Below are 18,396 nucleotides of genomic sequence, written 5' to 3'. Positions count from 1 at the left end.
GCGGGAAGCGAGCCTCAAGATGAGTCATCCCTAGGGCTTTAAGTCCTCTAAAGGGTTGTTGGAGACTACGACGTAGATAGGTCAGGTGTGTAAGCGCTGCGAGGCGTTGAGCTAACTGATACTAATTGCCCGTGAGGCTTAACCATACAACACCCAAGGGGTTTTGACGGACTCAGATAGAACATTGAATGTGTAGAGAACACAAAAACAGCTTTCCAAGATTTTAACGAATTTGCTTGGCGACCATAGCGTTATGGACCCACCTGACTCCATGCCGAACTCAGTAGTGAAACGTAACAGCGCCGATGGTAGTGTGGGGTCTCCCCATGTGAGAGTAGGACATCGCCAGGCTTCCAATTTAGAAAAAGCCCTGACCTGACGGTCAGGGCTTTTTTGCATCTGCATCTTTCCATATTCATCATAGCTACTGACAAAACAGCTGTTCGACACGCAACAAAAAGGCCATCCGTAAGAATGGCCTTTTGACGTATATAGCTAGATGAAGAACTACTTCACTTCAGCAACTCGGCTTGAGCGATCTCCTGATACGGTGCGGATAAGTGCACTAGTCACTGCAGGCGCTTGATTCGCATCATAGGCTTGCCAGCTTTGACCATTGTCAACGGAGTATTCAATCGCAAGGCCAGGGAAAGCACTGTTCGCTTTCAATACGCCAGCTTCGATGATGCCGCCAGGTACTGGCAGGTTAAAGGCGATACCACCTTCTTCCAGACTAGGCATGATGTTTTTCGCAACAAGGTTTGCGAACTGATTGTAGCCAGCATTACGTGCCGCCTCATCAACCAACTTGCCGTCTGCATCGTGAGCTTCCCATGACGCCGAATGCCAAGCACGCTCTGCCAACGCGATTGCGCGAGGGAAGGTCATGCCTTCGAACTGCGCTTCTGTACGGATAGTTTCACTCCAGATAGAGCCCTGAAGTCCCAGAACGTTTTCTGGATGCTCAAGCGTTTTCACACCAGCAGCGTTGAGGACTTCTTCTTTAGTGATTGGCGCGCCAGCACGGGTAAAGTCGGCATTCGCGTACAAGTCATCTGGCATAAAGCCGAATGACTTACGGGTGTCAGTGAAACGTGGAGCCCAGTAATAACCGCGCTCTTCTGGATCTGGCTCATGTGGGTGGTCGAAGTAGAAGTGAGTTGCTTGGTTATAAATCACGCCATAGCCATTGTTAGCAAGGTTGTAAGCGCGGTCTGCAACGCCCCATTCCCAGATGTTCTGCCATGCATTACCGGTCACCTGCGCGTTCACCATTTCCCCGCGTGGGTAAACTTTGTTGTTGTGCATCAGGCCATCTTCCCAACCACCCAGATCAAGGTTGTGGTTCGCCGTAATGGCAGAGATACGTTCAACGAAGTATTGGCTTAGCTCGTCAATGGTAGAGATGCCATGGCTGTTATCTGCAAGGAATGCCTGACAGACAGGAGAGTCTTTCCATGCACCAGCGATTTCATCACCACCAAAGTGGAAGGTTTTGAGCGGCTGAATATCCTGATGAAGGGCAACCAATGAACCAACAACGGTATCAACGAAGTTGTAGGTTGATTCCATACAAACGTTCATAGCGTTATCAGTGAACATCTGTACTGACAGATATTCTGTGGTGTCGTCAGGATCGCTCAGGCGGAACTCATTGGCTTTGACCAAATCACCTTGCGCGGCAAATTTCTCAAAGCGTGCGTCCATCGCTTTGATAGCGGCGTGCGCGTGGCCCGGCATATCAACTTCAGGGATCACCTCAATGCTAAGCGCCTTAGCAGCGGCCAGGATTTCCTGGTAGTCAGCCTGGGTGTAGAAGCCATTGGACTCGGCTGTGCCATCAGGGCCAGCGCCAAGGAATGGCAAGACACACGTAGTTTCAGTAAGGTCATGACATCGTTTTGAGCCAACGTCAGCGAGTTCTGGCAACTCTGGGATTTCAATACGCCATGCTTCATCGTCACTCAGGCGAAGATGCAGTTTATTCAGTTTCACTGCAGCCATCTGATCGAGTAACTCCAATACAGACTCTTTGCTGCGGAAGTTACGTGCTGCGTCAATGGAAAGTCCACGGTAAGCAAAGCGCGGGGCATCTGCGATTGACGCTTCAGGCACAGTGCTGTTGTCTGTTAATTGAATAAGTGATTGTGCAGCATACAACGCACCTGCGGCATCAACAGCGTTGATCTCAATCTTTTCTTCTGCTGCGGATACACTCAACTCGTAAGCTTCTTCCCACTTGGCTTTACCATCAATGGTGACTTGCCCCCAGCCAACATGAATCACTTTGGATTGATTTGGAGACCAAGGTGCTGCGGTTAAGCCAAACTGCTTAGCGATAAACTCTGCCTGGGTTTGGTAACCATTGTCATAAACCACTACCCAAGATGGATCGATAGTGAGCTCACCTTCCCCGAAGCTAATTGAAGCAGGTGTAGGGATAACCCCCTTTGCGTCAGCAATCTTGCTGAGATCGCTGTTTTTCGCGTAGCGATCGGCAGCTGTGAACGGGTCGTAGAAATCTGTGATGCTGCCGCCATAGCGCTTCCACTGTAGCTCAGTGTCAAAATCAGACACGAAAGGTAGCTCTTCACCTGGCTTAGTCGGTACTTCACCATTGATGGTGTTGCTTGTGCTAGCAATCAGAGCGGTATCACCATTGTCGGAAACCAGATACCAGTTTGGCATAACGTCGGTTTTCGCGACTTGCCAGAATTCGGATAAGAATTCGATATCAAGTGACTGTCCCGGTGTGAGGGGAGAAAAAGAAGCAGTAGGTTCGATCTTGAAGATATCACCGTTAACATGAGAAACCTTAAGCGCGTCTGTTGCTAAAGGTTTGATCATGCGGATGTGGCTGAAGTAAATAGCCCATCCTGACGATGGCAGCGCCGTTGCGCTGTCATTGGTGAGAGAAATGACACCTTTGAACGTACGCCACTCATCTTGCTGGTTATCGATGACTGAGTACGTCAGGTCGAGACCTTGGCCCAACTGAGTTAACTCTTGCGAAGAGACTGCATAACTCGGTGCCGCCAATGCTCCAGATACAGCGGCCGCCAATAAAGCGTGTTTTAACATCAGTTTGCTCCTTTAATTTCTAACGCGAAATAAATCATAAAAGAGCATAACGATGAAAAAAGGCAGGGTAATTAGTTGCGAGGGAAGACTTTTCCTTTTGCAATTTCGGTCATCGATTGACGCTGAAATGGAGGGCATTTCAATATAATGTTTTCGTTGGCCGCACAATGTACAGAAAAATGGCTATACATATCGTTAAATATGCGCTCTTTATTTTTCCCCATTAATTTATTCAAATTTCATATTTTCAATATCTTGTTTTGAAGCAAAGGTTCGCCTTGGATCAAACTAGAATGAAATGTTGTGACTAGGTTTTCATATTAATTTTTGCATTCATGATGAGATATATGAGAACGCAGTGACGGAGAAGAATGATGAAGAGATTACTTGGCGTTACGATGTCGGCCTCTCTGTTGGCCGCTTGTGCTTCCCCATTGCCTCACCAATATGCGTGTGAGGATGGCCAGGTGTTCGGTGCTATGGTGATGTCAGACTACGCGTTGATTCATGTCAATGATGCTGAGTATGAACTCCCCCGAATTCGATCTGCTTCCGGCGCGCAATATGAACTGGAAGATGGCTCTGTGGGGCTATATACAAAAGGAGACGACGCTATGCTGGTTGTCGGTGACCTTTCTTTCCGTGAATGCACCCTCAGCAGATAAAAGAAAGGGTAGCTAAGCTACCCTTGTTGCAAAAACCTTTCGGTTTGCAGGAATGAACAGCATTGTTGCCAATTTAGTGGATTAACCTGTTCATTTTTGACATCAAACGTACAGGAACTCTTTGATTTGTTGAACCAGAGCTTCCGCGGTGTCTTTGTCTTCCCACTCCACGAAAATACGCAGTAGTGGCTCGGTGCCTGAGAAGCGCGCCAATGCCCAACCGCCGTTCTTGAAGTAAACTTTCAGGCCATCGGCATAGCTGACTTTTTCAATCTCATAAGCAAATTCTGGCAGTGCCTTTTCTACATAAATCTTGTTGTAGAGCTCTTCGCGCTGAGAAGCTTTGAATGTGCAATCACCTTCAGCTGTGTAGGCGTAGCCATACTTGCTGTAGATTTCATCAAGCAATTCAGATAGCTTCTTGCCCGTTACGCTGATCATTTCCACCAATAAGCTCGAAGCGAATACGCCATCTTTACCTTTGATGTGACCGCGGATTGTCAGGCCACCAGAGCTTTCGCCGCCAATCAGAGAGTCATCTGCTTCCATTTGTGAGCTGATGTGTTTGAAGCCCACAGGCACTTCAAAGCTCTTCTCGTCATGGTCTGCGGCGACTTTATCCAGCAGGTGAGTGGTCGCGATGTTACGTACCACAGAGCCTTTCCAGCCTTTGTACTTCAGCATGTAGTAGTACAGCAGCAGCAGGACTTCGTTCGGGTGAATGAAGTTACCTTTCTCGTCGATGATGCCAAGACGGTCTGCATCACCATCGGTACCAATACCGATGTCGTAACCTTCATGAGCAACCAGATGCTTCAGGCGGTATAGCGTTGCAGCACTTGGTGATGGCATCAATCCGCCGAAGCCTGGGTTTGCACCGTCGTTGATAACGTCAACGTCACAGCGGCCAGAGATAAGAACGGTTTGCAGGGCGTTTTTCGCCACACCGAACATAGGATCTATCAGCACGCGAAGGTTGGCTTTTTTGATCGCTTCAATGTCGATGAAATCGATGATCGAATCCACGAATTCGTTCATCGGGTTGATGATCTTGACCGAGCCCGCTTCAACCGCATCTTCGAAGTCGATGGTTTTCACATCGCTCAGTTGAAGTTGGCTTATTTGCTCTTCAATCTTCGCAGTGATGATTTCGTCTGCGTCACGACCGCCTTTGATAAAGACTTTGACGCCGTTGTAATCCGCTGGGTTGTGGGAAGCGGTGATACACGCCGAATAGTGGGTTTCCATCTCCTTCGCTTTGAACATCACGATAGGGGTTGGAACGTATTTGTCGATAAAGCTAACGGTGATGCCATTTGCAGCTAGCACGCTCGCAAACCATTCTGCAGCTTTGTCAGACAGGAAACGGCGGTCATAACCGATAACAAAGCCCGGCTCGATCGCGTTTTCATTGATCATGATGTTGGCAAGGCTCTGGGCAACGAGTCGCACGTTATCGCGGGTAAACTCTTCGCCAATCAGTGCACGCCAGCCACCGGTACCAAATTGGATCATGGTTGAACTCCTTTAGAAACAGACAAATAACGGGGCTGATTCAGCCCCGTTTTTGTGATTAGCCCAGAACAACAACCACTTCGTTCACAGAGCCTGCCGCTTGTGCAGGAATTGCACCTTCAACAGTTTCACCGTTCAGAGTGATTGATTTCACGCCTTTGCTAACGCCGTTCGGGTTTTCAACCTTGATGTTGTAAGTCGCATCGCGCCATTCACGGCGAACTTCGAAACCAGGCCAGCTAGTTGGGATACATGGGTCAACAATCAGGCCGCTGAAGCCAGTTTGTACACCCAGAATGAAGTTAGTTACCGCGAAGTAAGCCCAGCCAGACGTACCTGTCAGCCATGGGTGGTTTGCGCGGCCATGGTTTTCGTGGTCACGACCCATGACGAACTGAACATAAGAGTAAGGTTCAGCCACACGCTTCTCGATCATGTCATTCTGGTTGTACGGGTTCAGTGCGTCGTAGAACTTCATTGCACGGTCGCCGCGGCCCAGTTTGGTTTCTGCTACCCAAGCCCATGGGTTTGGATGCGAGAAGATCGCGCCATTTTCTTTCACGCCTTGGTAAACGCGGGTTACGAAGCCGATGTCATCGTTTGGTGTTGCGAACGATGGTGAGTTCAGGTGCAGACCGTACTCAGAGAACAGGTTCTCATCTACTGCATCCATTGCCTTCTCACCGCGCTCTTGAGACGCCAGACCAGACAGAACAGCCAGAGTGTTTGACTCAAGGTGAACACGACCTTCTGCTTGTTGTGCAGTACCGATCTTGTCGCCGTCTTTTGTCAGGCCACGGATGTACCAGCCGCCTTCGTTATCCCACAGGTGCAGTTCACAGGCTTCACGCACGTTTGCTGCCATCTCGGTGTATTTAGCCACATCTGCGTCTTTACCTTTGTACTTCGCCAGAGCTACAAACTCTTGAAGCGCCCAGAAGTGCAGGAAAGAAACCATTGCGGACTCACCGCCACCCAGATTCAGACAGTCGTTCCAGTCTGCACGCAGACCTTTACAAATACCGGTTTGGCCCACGTATTCTGCTGAGAATTCCAGTGCAGCTTTCATGTGCTCGTAAACGGTCGCGTCGCCGCCATCTGCGTATGGGATCACTTCGTCAAGGAAGCTTTCTTCGCCGGTTTCCTGAACGTAGTTAATAATGGTTGGGACAATCCACAGGTGGTCATCAGAACAGGTGTCTTCGATGCCGTGGATCTTGTCTTCGTCACTTGGGGTTGGAACAACGGTTGGTGACTTAGATGGTTTAACGTCGGCTTTCTCTGGATCGAACCAGTCTGGATCGAACAGGTGCAGACCGTAACCCGCTTTCACCTGACCGCGCAGCAGGTCAACCAGACGCTTGCGGGTCATTGCTGGGTTTGAATGAGGAACAGAGATTGCGTCCTGAGCGGTATCACGGTAGCCCAGACCAGTACGGCCGCCTACTTCGATGAATGACGCAAAGCGAGACCAAACCACACAGGTTTCCGCCTGGTACAGAGTCCATGCGTTGATCATGGTGTCCAGACCTTCGTTTGGTGAGGTTACCTGGAACTTGTTACAACGCTCATCCCAGTGGCCTTTGATGTCAGCAAATGCTGCATCAACGTTAGCCATGTCCTGGTATTTCGCGCGCAGACGTTGGCCTTCACCTTTACCGATACCCAGCAGGAATACGAAGCGAACCTCTTCACCTGGCTGAATAACAAATTGTTTGTGCAGAGAGCCACAGTGGTTGTAACAGGTTTGAACGTGGTTAGAGCAACGACCATTTTCGAGAGCAATTGGGTTTGCTTCGTCGCGGTACATACCCAGGAAGCTATCGCGTTGACCGTCGAAGCTGTCTGGGTCGAAGCTGGACGCCATGTAGTAAAAGCCTTCATGGTCGTTAGTGTTGTAGTACAGATCGTACTCTATCACGCCTTCGTTATATGAAGTACCTGCAGAGTACAGGCTCATCTGGTGGTTCTGGTTGTCAGACTGGATGTGGCTGAATGAGAACTCAACAAAAGAGAACGCGCTGATCGTACGAGGTTTGTCGCCGTCGTTCTTGATCTTCACATCCCAAATTTGTGCGTCTTCGCCTTTTGGTACAAAAAGGGTTTTTTGTGCGGTGATGCCGTTGTACTCACACTTAAACTTAGAGTAAGACAGGCCGTGACGCACTTCGTACGATGCTTCTTCCAGGCTTTTAGCCACTGGCTGCCAAGAGATTGACCAGTAGTCGCCAGTCTCGTCATCACGCAGGTATACGTAGTGTCCTGGACGGTCGAAGGTACCGTTTGGACGGAATTTGGTTACGCGGTTGTACTCAGGGCTGTTGTAGAACGAGTAGCCACCTGCGTTGTGTGAAATAACGGTACAGAACTTTTCTGTACCTAAATAGTTTGTCCATGGCGCCGGTACGTCAGGGCGGGTAATGACATATTCCCGGTTGTCGTTATCAAAGAAGCCGTATTTCATGGCGTGTATCCTTCTACAAATCTCAAAAAATTGAAGTAATTACCGACGATAGTTAATACCCAGACGATCCAGGTACTGCAGTTGTCCGCTGAGACGGGCTTGGAAATCTGCCCAGTCCCGCTGTTCCTTGGCGCTCCAACACACTTCTGCGATCGCCAGAAGGCGAGGGAAGATCATGTACTCGAAGCGGCTTTGGGTATTGGTCATCTCGCACCAAAGTGCGCATTGAATTCCTTTCACTTTCCCAAACTCTTCTGTGGTGACGGTTGAGTTAGCGAAAGGCTCATAGTGGTAGGCTTTTTCAAGCGGTACCTTACAGGCCCAGTCTGTGCCCGGCTCACAAGCCGAGTAGTCTTGTGCCATATCCAAGTAAGTTTCGTGGCCTGGCTGAAGCACAACGTTGTAACCGTTGCGAATGCAGTCGACGCCGGATTGTTCATTCAGCCAAGAGAAGATCACTGTGTCTTTGCTGACTTTGTTGCCAAACACTGCTTCTTCCCAGCCAAACATTTGTTTGCCTTTGGTGCTGAGGAAATCTTCACAGTGACGCAGAACATGACCCTGAAGATCTTTGAAGTCTTTGTAGCCGTGGGTTTTCATCAAGGCCTGACATGCAGGGCTGTCTATCCACACGCCTTCTGGCACTTCGTCAGCACCGATGTGAACATAAGGCGCAGGGAAAAGCTCACACACTTCTTTTAGAACGGTTTCCAGAAAGGTGTAAGTGCCTTTGAGGCCAGGGTTCAGCACATTGTCGTTGTAGTTCTGGATGCTGCGATACGCTGAGGTATCCGCATCTTCAACCAGCAGTTGTGGCAGGGATTTGATAGCGGCACGGCAGTGACCTGGGATATCAATTTCCGGTACAACAGTGATGCCTCGCTCTGCGGCATACGCAATGACTTCACGGATCTCGTCTTTGGTGTAAAAACCACCGTGGATCTTGGACAGCGAAGTGTACTGAGGCTCAATACTTTCAAATGGCCCACGCCAGGCGCCGATTTCCGTCAGCTCCGGATACGCATCAATCTGGATGCGCCAGCCTTCGTCATCCGTTAAGTGCCAATGGAAATGGTTGAACTTAAAGCGAGCCAGTTGGTTGATAAGGTTTTTAACACGGCTGAGAGGGTGGAAGTGACGAGCACAGTCCAGCATCATGCCGCGGTAACCAAAGCGAGGATGATCTTCAACTTCAACGCATGGCAGGGCGTAATCGAAATAGTGACGGTGCGATGCTTGTGTTGGCAGCAGTTGAAGTACTGTCGCTACACCATGGGCAAAGCCTGCCTCGTTCGATGCTGAAATCGTTACGCCCTGAAGGGTTACGCTTACCCGGTAGTGCTCTGGCTTCAGGCTTTTATCCTGAACCAGACGGATTTGAGCTTCTTGCTTGATGGTGACATCACGGCGAAGGTGTTGAGACATCTCGTCTGCCAGCCAACGCGCTGCAGGTTTGCTGATATCACTGTCAGATTGAATCGCGATGTCGTCAGTCAGCGCAAACTGGCCTTGCTTTACCACCAGCGCTTTAGGCTGAGGAATCAGATTGATCGCTTTCGGTTCCGGAAGTGTCAGTGGAAGGCGTTCTGGTGTTTGGGTGCCGAGATTGATTGGTGTTGTTTCAACTGGCACGGCCTTCACGCCATCTTCTGTTGTGATCAACAGGCATGCATCACCAATGCCTTCATCATGCATAGAGAAAGGCTTGGTAGGATGGCTGAACTCGAGGTACAGATGATCGTTTGCGTTTAAAGGTTCGCCCGTTTCAAAAATACACAGACTGCCAATCTGTTTTAAGGTGCCGTGAGACACTGACGTTGGCAGCACATAGCGGCTGGCGCTGAATGTCAGCTGCCAGTTCTGGATGTTAGTTTCAGAAAGGTTATGAAGCACTAACGCAAAGCGGCTTTCACTTGGCGTCGCTTCAATAACATTGAGGTCTAGGCGAAAATTCATGGCTCACCTCGAAAACGGATAAAGATTGTGGTTACCGCGCGCCATCAAAATAGCGCCGGCCATGGCATCCGCCTGGGGTTTTACCAGCAAAGACTGGGCCGCTGGAGACAGCCAGCGAACAATGCGTTCACCAATGCTGCCCATCAGCGCGATTTGCGTTGCGCCTTTACGGTTCAAACCGAGGATAAGGCGCTCCACATCATCAGCAGAGCCTTGCAGTAATTCCATGGCAAGTTCATCTCGTTCCATTGCCAGTTCGAATACTTTCGGACTGAATTGGCCGTAATCGCGAGGTTTCGCGGTTTTAGACCATTCAACAATGGCATCGAGATCGTGGTTGAAATACGCAAGGACGTGATCTGACAAAGCTGAACTGGTGCGAAGACCATCGTGCGCCAGCAGTGTTTGTTGGATCAGGCGCAATCCCATAACAGCGCCGCCGCCTTGATCGGAGATTGGGAATTCACGGCCACCGACAACATGCTGTTGACCGTTTTCTAAATAGATACCGACAGAGCCTGTACCAGCGATAACGATGGCCCCGTTATCACCGCTGAATGCGCCCATACATGCACCATAACCGTCAGTGTTCAGGGTCATGTGTTTGTACGGGTGCGGTAGAGACATAAATGCATGCCAGGCTGAGCGTTGCTCGGCTGCTGCCAATGCAAGACCAACAGACAGCGTGGAAAGGTCGGTGATGCCAGCCTGTTCAGCCGCTTGAGCAATAGCACTTTGGATGTTCTCCATCGCCAGTTCCACACCCAAAAGGATGTTGGCACTGCCGGTTTTGGCTTCACCCAAAAACTGACCTTGTTCATCAACAATACGTGCGCGGCAGGAAGTGCCACCACCGTCTACGCCACAGAAGAAATTACCCATGGGTAACATCCTTCTTTTGCATAGCAATCGCTAACAGATACCAAGCCGCATGTGGGATCCATTGCTCACCCCAACGCCAGTTCTGCAGCATGTCATCTTTCTGGCCTTCCGGTTTGAAAGCGATGTCATGCTCGTTCTCAAAGCCAGCCGTAATGCCGTTGCACACGCCGCCTTTGGCATTGATAAAGCCAAGATCAGGCAGATAGTCAGGGTTGTTACGACCATGGCCGTCCAACATGCACATGTCGTAAGGGTTGAGTCCCACAATCCAGTTCAGGGCATGTTGACCGTATTCACGAAGCTTGGCTTTTTGCTCTTCGTCAGACACATAGCTGGTGGCCATAAATGCCATGGCAGCCAGTGAACCCAGACGCGCATTTTCACCTTGCCACCAGTAGCCGGTCTCGTTGCGCTGGGCCACGAAGAAGCTGGTGCGTTTTTCTGCGTCAACATTCTTGATGTACTGACGCGGATAACCGAACGGGTTGTTCACTTCGGCGGAGATGCTGAGCTCAAAGTTCAGCGCATTGAAAAGGGTTTCCGTATATTTCGCTTTGAGTGTGTCATCGCCTTCTACCTGAAGGTATTGCATCAGCGAAATCGCAGGCAAGCCTGCTTCAGCAGCATGAAAATAAGGGCGAGAACCGTCACCGTTAGCGGACCAGAAGTGATTAATACATTCATCACTCTGTTGTTGCTCGGCAAGGCGGGTTGCCCAATAACGCGCTTCTTCAAGGTATGACTCGCTGGCGGTGAGTTTGAAAAGTTCTGTTGTTGCCAGCAGCGCGCAGTAAAAATCGATGGTGTTTTCCTGACCATCGTCTAGGTAAGACGAATTGTTTTCTTTTAGATGCCAGTAGCCCGTTTCTGCAGTCTTTTGGTAAGTATCAACATCGTATTCGCCGTTAACGCCAAAGCGCGCGGCAGCGGCAAGTGATGCGATCGCTACGCCAGCCCCCTGACGGAAACCAGCCTGGAATGCATTGGTCTTGTGACCTTGCTGGGTTTCATAAGCGCAGATATCGCGTTGAGAAGGATCTTTGCTCCACTTGTCGAACACGGTCAGGTAGAAGAAACCTTCTGCGTCCTGCATGCGAACGAGAAAATCTGCACCAAACAGCGCTTCATCATGTAGACGGGTTTTAGAGAATGGAGCCAGTTCTGAAGAAAGGGTTTCCAGAGTATTCAGCATATTCCAGACAACCATCGGAATTTGCTGAGGGTTTAAATAGTTAGCATATGAAAGGTGGCTGAAGTATTTGCTGACGTCGCCTGACGCATCATACCAACCGCCATGAACATCAACGTGACGATCTGTGCCAAGAAGGGGCGCAGTGCGATCGCGCTGATCAAACGTGCCTGTACAACGCTGGGATTTGAAGTAGTGGATCACATCTGAAAAGGTGCGATCAAACAGGATACCTTCTGCGACAGAAAAAGCCGGAGATGAAACATCTCCCACTTTGACGAAGAAATCTCCGCACTCATTGAGTGCAGAGAAATCGATACGGTAAACGTCGCCGGTATGCCATTGGTCTACAGAACCACAAGCACAAACAGGCAGCTGCATCACTGATTGCCCAGTCTGGCAATCTACAATATCGGCATGTGTTGCAGTGACTTCTTGCTTTGCAAGGATCAGCGCTTGTTTATTGCCGAAGCGCTCATAGCCGATATGATTGATCAACAGCTGCATTTTACCTCCTAAAACTCTAGCCCGAGGCTCACTCGAACAGATAGCAGCGAACGAAGTGGTTATCCGCCAGTTTGGTCACTGGAGGCAACGCCTGACGACATTTTTCTGTCGCGTGCAGACAGCGGCCAGCAAATGGACAGCCAACAGAATCCGGCGTCCATAGAGGAATTTCGCCTTTATTACCTTCCAGCTCGGTGTGGATAGATTTCGAAGGATCCGGTACTGCGGAAACCAGCAGACGTGTGTATGGGTGTTGTGGACGGTGAATGATTTCTTCACAGTCACCCCATTCCACCATGTGGCCAACGTACATTACCGCCAGATCTTCTGCGATATAACGTGCAGTAGCGATGTCGTGCGTGATATACAGCAGCGCCATTTCCTTCTCGAACTTCATCTCTTCCATCAGGTTCAATACACCTGCACGGATAGACACGTCGAGCATGGAGGTTGGCTCGTCAGCCAGCACAACTTCAGCACCTACAGCGATGTTACGCGCCAAGTTAACGCGTTGGCGCTGACCACCAGAAAGCTGGTGAGGATACTTCTGTGCGGTTTCTTTTGGTGGTGTCAGACCAACCTGATTCAGCAGGTCGTACACTTGTTCTTCCAGTTCTTTCGGGTTGCTGCTCGCTTTCTTGTGAATGTGCAGCGGACGCGCGATGTGGTGGAAAATGGTGTGTGTTGGGTTCAGAGAACCGAACGGGTCTTGCCATACCATCTGAACACCTTCGCGATAGGTCATCAGATCGTTTTTCTTGGTGATCGTCGCGATGTCGCGGCCTTTGTACTCAATAGAGCCAGAGGTTGGTGCATACATCTTGGCGATCATTTTTGCTGAGGTAGATTTACCTGAACCAGATTCACCTACTACCGACAGACCGCGGCTCTTATACAGTTTGAATGACACGTCATTCAGTGCGCGCATCATTGGCTTGTTCAGCGCATTACTGCTGATAGGGAAATCTTTTACTAGATTTTTGCCTTCAACAATCGGTTGGCCTAATTCTTTAGTCATTGCTCACTCCTACAAGTCTCTAAAGCCAATTACTTGCCTGTAAACAGGTGGCAGTTGGTGAAACGGTTTGGCTCTACCTGAGTCAGTGTGTTAGCCACTTTGAAGCAGGTATCTTTGGTCTTTCCGCAACGAGCCTGGAATCTACAGCCTTGTGGGATCTCAAGCAGGTTTAATGGGTTGCCTGGAATACCGGAAAGGTGTGTTTTTGGACCCGTCAGTGGAGGGAATGAGCTAGCCAGACCTTCGGTGTAAGGGTGATAAGGGTTTTTGAGGATCTCTTTCGATGGTGCCACCTCAATCAACTGGCCCGCATACATGATGCCGATACGGTCAGTGAACTCGACCATCAGTGACAGGTCGTGAGTGATGAACAGAATCGAGAAACCAAACTCTTCTTTCAGTGCGTGGATCTTTTGCAGGATCTCGCGTTGAACCACCACATCCAACGCCGTTGTCGGCTCGTCCATGATGATCATTTTCGGGTTCAGAGCCAGTGCAATCGCAATGACCAGACGCTGACGCATACCACCAGAGAACTGGTGAGGGTAGTCGGTCAAACGGCTTGGGTGGATATCAACGATTTCCAATAGACCTTCAGCGCGGCGTTTCGCCTGTTCGCGGGTCATGTTGGTGTGGCGCATGATAACGTCACAGAACTGCTCTTCCATGGTAAGAACCGGGTTCAGGGCGTTCATCGCTGACTGGAATACCATGGAGATTTCTTTCCAGCGGAAGCGGCTCATGCGCTCATCGCTGTACTTCATGATGTCTTCGCCGTTGAAGAGTACTTCACCGCCGCTGATGAATGCAGGCGGCTTATGAAGACGCATCAGCGAGAATGCTACGGTTGATTTACCACAGCCAGACTCACCGGCCAGACCGAAGACTTCGCCTTTACCGATATCAAAGCTTACGTTGTTTACTGCGCGGACATCGCCCGCGTCAGTAATGTAGTCAACACATAGGTTGCGGATTTGTAGTTGTGCGTCGCTCATTATTTCTCTCCGCTCATTGCTACTTGTGGAGTCAGCTCAGTTTCTGCACGTGACTGAGTTTCTGCTGCTTGCATCTTCTTCCAGCGCTTAAGGCCTTTTTGTGCACGCAACTGCGGGTTAGCGATTTCATCGACTGCGAAGTTAACCAGTGCCAGTGCAAGAGACAGCAAGCTCAGCGCCAAACACGGAGCCAGTACTTCCCACCAGATACCCAGTTGCATTGCTGAAGAGGTACGTACGTTGTACAGCATTGAACCCCAGCTCACTGCGCTCGGATCGCCCATACCGATGAACGAGAGCACAGACTCAGTCAGGATGGCGTACATCACAGAGCCGATGAAGCTTGCACCTACCAGAGGGATAAGGTTTGGCAGGATTTCAACAAACAGGATGCGAGTGCGGGATTCGCCAAGCACTTCTGCAGCTTTAACGAATTCTTTCTCACGAATTGCCAGTGTCTGGGAGCGGATTACCCTGGCGCCCCATGCCCAGGAGGTTAAGGCTATTACCAAGGCGATGGTGAGCGGGCCTGCCTGTCCGACGAATGCTGCTACTACCATCACGATTGGAAGCTGAGGCATAACCAGCATAACGTTCATCGCACCCGACAGTACGTTGTCTACACGCCCGCCAAAGTAACCTGCTGAGATACCCATGATGGTGGCAACCACACACACGAAGATACCTGCAGTGAAGCCAACGAACAGTGAAGTTCGCGCACCGTGAACCACCTGAGACCAGATGTCGCGGCCAAGACGGGTAGTACCCAGAACGTGCTCAGCGTCTTTTGACATGCGCAGACGACGTTGGTTATCTGCCAGGTTCTCGGCTACCCAGCCATCTGGATTAGCTTGCGCCATTTTGACGACAAAACCTGGATATTCATGTGGTGCACCCGTACGCTTGTGCGGGTCGTACTGAGAAAGAAACGGTGCAAAAACAGCGGCGATGATAAACATCAGAATTAAGATGACACCTACCAGAGCTTTTGTATTACCGCGAATAATATTAAGAAAATCTTTCATGATTATTTGCCTCCCTTACGCAGACGTGGGTCAAGCAAAACGATGAGAACATCAGCGATGAAGTTGAAGCACAGCATAACGATGGTCAGGATGATCAGCAGGCCTTGCAGTACTTGGTAGTCACGGCCGTTAACGGCATTGAGCATCGCAGTACCCAAACCTGGATATTGGAAAATCATTTCTACAACCAGCTGACCAGCAACTGCCATACCCAGCGCCATAGAAAGCGCAGTCACGGTTGGCAACAGGGCGTTACGAGCGGCGTAGTTGAAGACAACGCGGTTCTCTGAAAGGCCCTTACCTTTAGCCATGGTGATGTAGTCTTCCGCCAACAAGTTGATCATGTTGTTACGCATGTTGATCAGGAAGCCACCGATTTGTGCGATGGTCGCACAGAACAGAGGAAGGAAAGCGTGGTAGAGAATGCCGCTGTAGGTCTCCCAGCTGGTGAAGTCGAGGATTGCGCCCTCTGGCATGCCGTAAGATGTCGGGAACCACTTGAGTGTAATACCGAATATGAAAAGGATAAGCATGCCGATAACAACAGGTGGAATTGCCTGTAAGGCCATAAAACCTGGAGATACGAATGAGTCGAAGCGACTGCCACGGCGCCATGCCGCGAAGATACCAACCACTGAACCGATACAAAACGCCATCACTACGGAAGTACCTGCAAGGAACAGAGTCCAACCCAGCGACTTAGCAATCAGCTCGTTAACAGTCATTGGATAGAATTGGGTAGATACGCCGAGTTCCCAGGTGAAAATACTTTTCACGTAAGTCAGGAACTGAACGTGGATAGGGCCATCAACGAAACCCAAAAGTGCTTTCATTGCCGCGATACGTTCAGGGGTTACCTGTACACTCGCATTGGCAAACATCATGGTCACCGGGTCGCCGGGCATTGCACGTGGTAAAATAAAATTCAGCGTGATTGCGATAAGCAATGCGCCAAAATAAAACATTAATCTATTAAGAAAAAATCCCATAACTCACACCTTAAGTGGCACGACGAAGCCGTGACCAAAGAATTAAAGCTCCAAGGTCAAAAATACCGATTGTTTATCTTTGGAAAGAGGCGGCGCGGATGCGCCGCCAGATTTAGAGATTAAGCTTTTGGCTTAAGGTCAAGAATGTGCAGCAGACGCTCATTGATACCTTGCCAAATCATTGGACGGCCTTTGGCATTGTCCGCACTCCACCAGCCAGTGAAGCGTGATTCGTTGAACTGGTAAGTAGAAGCCGCAGACAGAACTGGAATCACTACTTGATTGTCAGAAAGGATCTTTTCAATCTTGTGAGCCATTTCCACTTGCTCTGCACGGTCAGCTGTTGAGTAGAATTTCTCCAGCAGCTCGTCTACTTCCGCGCTCTTGAAGCGGTGCATCGCGAAGCGTGGGTTACCTTCTTTCGCCATGAAGCGAGAGTGGAAGCCAGTGTCCCAAGTCTGGTGTGGATCTGGACCTGTGAAGTAGTTAGTCAGAGCTACGTCGAACGTACCACCAGCCATTGCTTCGTTGTAAACAGAGAAGTCAGGCGTTACAGCTTTCGCTTTGATGCCCACATCTGCCAGGTTTTCTGCTGCCAGCTGTGAAGTGTTGTTCCAGTCAGTCCAGCCAGAAGGAGTCTGGATTGCCAGTTCAAAGCTCTTGCCTGATGGAGTTTCTACGAAACCGTCACCATTGATGTCTTTGAAGCCTGCTTTCTTCAGCAGCTCTTTAGAAAACTCAACGTTGTATGAGTTGAATTTCTTCGCTGCATCGTAAGTTGCAGGGTTAGACCAGCTTTGGTAAAGCGCCGCGATACCAGCTGCAGAGTGGTTTGGAGAACCTGCACCGTAGAACGCGATGTCAATGATTGATTGACGGTCGATAGCAGTAGACATTGCGCGACGGAAGTCAACGTTAGTCAGTGCTTCGTTCTTAGCTGCTTCTGGGTGCTCGAAGTTAACCAGCAGGTTAACAGAAGAGCCTACTGGTGCTGGCCAGTATTTGTGGTTCTTGTTCACTGATGCGTAAACTGCGTCGATATCTGGGATGAACGAAGAAGTCCAGTCCAGCTCAGAAGCAACAATCTTAGACAGCAGACCGTCGTTGTTGTTGATCAGAGGCATACGCAGACAGTCGATAGCTACGCTGTCAGCATCCCAGTAGTTAGGGTTTTCACACTGTACGTACAGGTTGCTGGTGAAGGTATCAACTTCGGTAAACGGGCCAGAACCAACTGGAGTTTCGTTCGCGAAAGCTTCTGGCTTGTCAATCTTGCTCCAGATGTGCTTAGGAACAGGATGCGTTTGAACCAGTTTGAAAGGTGCTGAAGAGTTAGCTTCGTTCAGCGAAATTTCAACGCTGTTGCCTTTCACTTTAACGTCGCTGATCAGTGCTGCGTTACCTGCAAGGTCAAGCGCTGCGTTTTCACGGATCAGGTTGTAAGTAAATGCCACGTCTTCTGCAGTGAAAGGTGTGCCGTCAGACCATTTAACGCCTTCACGGATTTCGAAAGTTACTTTTCTCAGGTCATCTGAGATTGTGTAGTCCTTCGCCAGACGCATTACTGGAGTGTTGCCGTCCAGCTGGTTGAAGATAACCAGTGGCTCGTAAACAAAGTCCAGGGTCGACTTCAGGTTGTTCTGCAAGAACGGGTTGAAGTTACGAGTAAGTTGTGGGTAGAAGTCAGGTACGATAGTTAGTTCTACTCTATCGGCAGCGCTGACAACAGGAGCTGTCAGTACCGACGCTGCGGCCGCAACGACGGCTACTGCAAGTTTTGTTTTCTTTAGATTGGCAAGCATAGCTGTTCCTTACTAGTTGCTTTGTTCCACTTGGTTCTGACCGTAATCAATTTGGTCAGGCCGGAACCCGCTATGGATAACCACTCAAGTGAACTTGGTCATCCACATGGCCGTGCAGGCTCAGTGCAATGTAAGGAAACTCCGGTTCTGTTTTTTGGTCAATTGGGTCGCCCGTTAAAAACGTTAAAAGAAACCGACCTCTTGTCAAAACCGTCAATATTGACGGTTTTGACAAGGCTTTACCACATTTGACTAAGGTCAAAAAACATCCAGATTCAGGGGTTGATATTAGTTGATGTTAGTGTTTG

The 18,396-nt window shown here is 49.7% G+C and carries 12 protein-coding genes and 2 rRNA genes; 3 read left to right on the top strand and 11 right to left on the bottom strand.

The features are described from left to right. Nucleotides 1-146, top strand: a 23S ribosomal RNA gene (locus D515_RS17770); the annotation flags it as partial. A gap of 89 nt (nt 147-235) precedes the next feature. Next, nucleotides 236-351, top strand: a 5S ribosomal RNA gene (gene rrf, locus D515_RS17765). Between the two features lie 156 nt (nt 352-507). On the opposite strand, the gene D515_RS17760 is transcribed toward rrf, so the two are convergent. Beyond that, nucleotides 508-3,081, bottom strand: a complete 2,574-nt coding sequence (locus D515_RS17760; protein ID WP_002540458.1) for a family 20 glycosylhydrolase — start codon at nt 3,079-3,081, stop codon at nt 508-510. 371 nt (nt 3,082-3,452) lie between these two features. Here D515_RS17760 and D515_RS17755 point away from each other — a divergent pair, with 371 nt between their 5' ends. After that, entirely contained in the window at nt 3,453-3,746 is a 294-nt protein-coding gene (locus D515_RS17755) for an MliC family protein (protein ID WP_231590966.1), read from the top strand. Nucleotides 3,747-3,848: 102 nt separating this feature from the next. Here the strand turns inward: D515_RS17755 and D515_RS17750 are convergent, their stop codons facing one another. The 10 genes from D515_RS17750 to D515_RS17705 form a co-directional block, all read right to left on the bottom strand. Next, nucleotides 3,849-5,261: a phosphoglucomutase/phosphomannomutase family protein gene (locus D515_RS17750; RefSeq protein WP_002540456.1), complete on the bottom strand. Its 1,413-nt coding sequence runs from the start codon at nt 5,259-5,261 to the stop codon at nt 3,849-3,851. Between the two features lie 58 nt (nt 5,262-5,319). Beyond that, nucleotides 5,320-7,725 carry a glycoside hydrolase family 94 protein gene (locus D515_RS17745; protein WP_002540455.1) on the bottom strand — a complete coding sequence of 802 codons (2,406 nt, stop codon included), beginning with the start codon at nt 7,723-7,725 and terminating at the stop codon, nt 5,320-5,322. Between the two features lie 39 nt (nt 7,726-7,764). Continuing rightward, nucleotides 7,765-9,681 carry a beta-N-acetylhexosaminidase gene (locus tag D515_RS17740; RefSeq protein WP_002540453.1) on the bottom strand — a complete coding sequence of 639 codons (1,917 nt, stop codon included), beginning with the start codon at nt 9,679-9,681 and terminating at the stop codon, nt 7,765-7,767. A 3-nt stretch (nt 9,682-9,684) separates the two neighbouring features. After that, the gene (locus D515_RS17735; protein ID WP_002540452.1) at nt 9,685-10,563 is read right to left on the bottom strand and encodes a glucosamine kinase nucleotide-binding domain-containing protein; all 879 of its coding nucleotides are present in this window, start codon (nt 10,561-10,563) and stop codon (nt 9,685-9,687) included. Beyond that, entirely contained in the window at nt 10,556-12,259 is a 1,704-nt protein-coding gene (locus tag D515_RS17730; protein ID WP_002540451.1) for a glycoside hydrolase family 9 protein, read from the bottom strand. The genes D515_RS17735 and D515_RS17730 overlap by 8 nt, the downstream gene beginning before the upstream one ends. Before the next feature lie 28 nt (nt 12,260-12,287). Beyond that, a complete protein-coding gene (locus tag D515_RS17725) occupies nt 12,288-13,277 on the bottom strand; it encodes an ABC transporter ATP-binding protein (RefSeq protein WP_002540450.1) in 990 nt (329 codons plus the stop codon). 29 nt (nt 13,278-13,306) lie between these two features. Continuing rightward, nucleotides 13,307-14,272, bottom strand: a complete 966-nt coding sequence (locus D515_RS17720) for an ABC transporter ATP-binding protein (RefSeq protein WP_002540449.1) — start codon at nt 14,270-14,272, stop codon at nt 13,307-13,309. After that, a complete protein-coding gene (locus tag D515_RS17715; RefSeq protein ID WP_002540448.1) occupies nt 14,272-15,297 on the bottom strand; it encodes an ABC transporter permease in 1,026 nt (341 codons plus the stop codon). The genes D515_RS17720 and D515_RS17715 overlap by 1 nt, the downstream gene beginning before the upstream one ends. A 2-nt stretch (nt 15,298-15,299) precedes the next feature. Further along, nucleotides 15,300-16,286, bottom strand: a complete 987-nt coding sequence (locus D515_RS17710) for an ABC transporter permease (protein ID WP_002540447.1) — start codon at nt 16,284-16,286, stop codon at nt 15,300-15,302. Between the two features lie 119 nt (nt 16,287-16,405). Further along, the gene (locus D515_RS17705) at nt 16,406-18,088 is read right to left on the bottom strand and encodes an ABC transporter substrate-binding protein (RefSeq protein ID WP_002540445.1); all 1,683 of its coding nucleotides are present in this window, start codon (nt 18,086-18,088) and stop codon (nt 16,406-16,408) included. Between the last annotated feature and the right edge of the window lie 308 nt (nt 18,089-18,396).

The sequence above is a fragment of the Grimontia indica genome, assembly GCF_000333895.2.
Classification (GTDB): Bacteria; Pseudomonadota; Gammaproteobacteria; order Enterobacterales; family Vibrionaceae; genus Enterovibrio; species Enterovibrio indicus.
This window is presented reverse-complemented; position numbering and strand designations above follow the sequence as displayed.

Excerpts from the sequence above, each read along its gene's own strand:
- D515_RS17760 (WP_002540458.1), bottom strand. The coding sequence starts at position 3,081 with ATGTTAAAACACGCTTTATTGGCGGCCGCTGTATCTGGAGCATTGGCG.
- D515_RS17755 (WP_231590966.1), top strand. The coding sequence starts at position 3,453 with ATGATGAAGAGATTACTTGGCGTTACGATGTCGGCCTCTCTGTTGGCC.
- D515_RS17750 (WP_002540456.1), bottom strand. The coding sequence starts at position 5,261 with ATGATCCAATTTGGTACCGGTGGCTGGCGTGCACTGATTGGCGAAGAG.
- D515_RS17745 (WP_002540455.1), bottom strand. The coding sequence starts at position 7,725 with ATGAAATACGGCTTCTTTGATAACGACAACCGGGAATATGTCATTACC.
- D515_RS17740 (WP_002540453.1), bottom strand. The coding sequence starts at position 9,681 with ATGAATTTTCGCCTAGACCTCAATGTTATTGAAGCGACGCCAAGTGAA.
- D515_RS17735 (WP_002540452.1), bottom strand. The coding sequence starts at position 10,563 with ATGGGTAATTTCTTCTGTGGCGTAGACGGTGGTGGCACTTCCTGCCGC.
- D515_RS17730 (WP_002540451.1), bottom strand. The coding sequence starts at position 12,259 with ATGCAGCTGTTGATCAATCATATCGGCTATGAGCGCTTCGGCAATAAA.
- D515_RS17725 (WP_002540450.1), bottom strand. The coding sequence starts at position 13,277 with ATGACTAAAGAATTAGGCCAACCGATTGTTGAAGGCAAAAATCTAGTA.
- D515_RS17720 (WP_002540449.1), bottom strand. The coding sequence starts at position 14,272 with ATGAGCGACGCACAACTACAAATCCGCAACCTATGTGTTGACTACATT.
- D515_RS17715 (WP_002540448.1), bottom strand. The coding sequence starts at position 15,297 with ATGAAAGATTTTCTTAATATTATTCGCGGTAATACAAAAGCTCTGGTA.
- D515_RS17710 (WP_002540447.1), bottom strand. The coding sequence starts at position 16,286 with ATGGGATTTTTTCTTAATAGATTAATGTTTTATTTTGGCGCATTGCTT.
- D515_RS17705 (WP_002540445.1), bottom strand. The coding sequence starts at position 18,088 with ATGCTTGCCAATCTAAAGAAAACAAAACTTGCAGTAGCCGTCGTTGCG.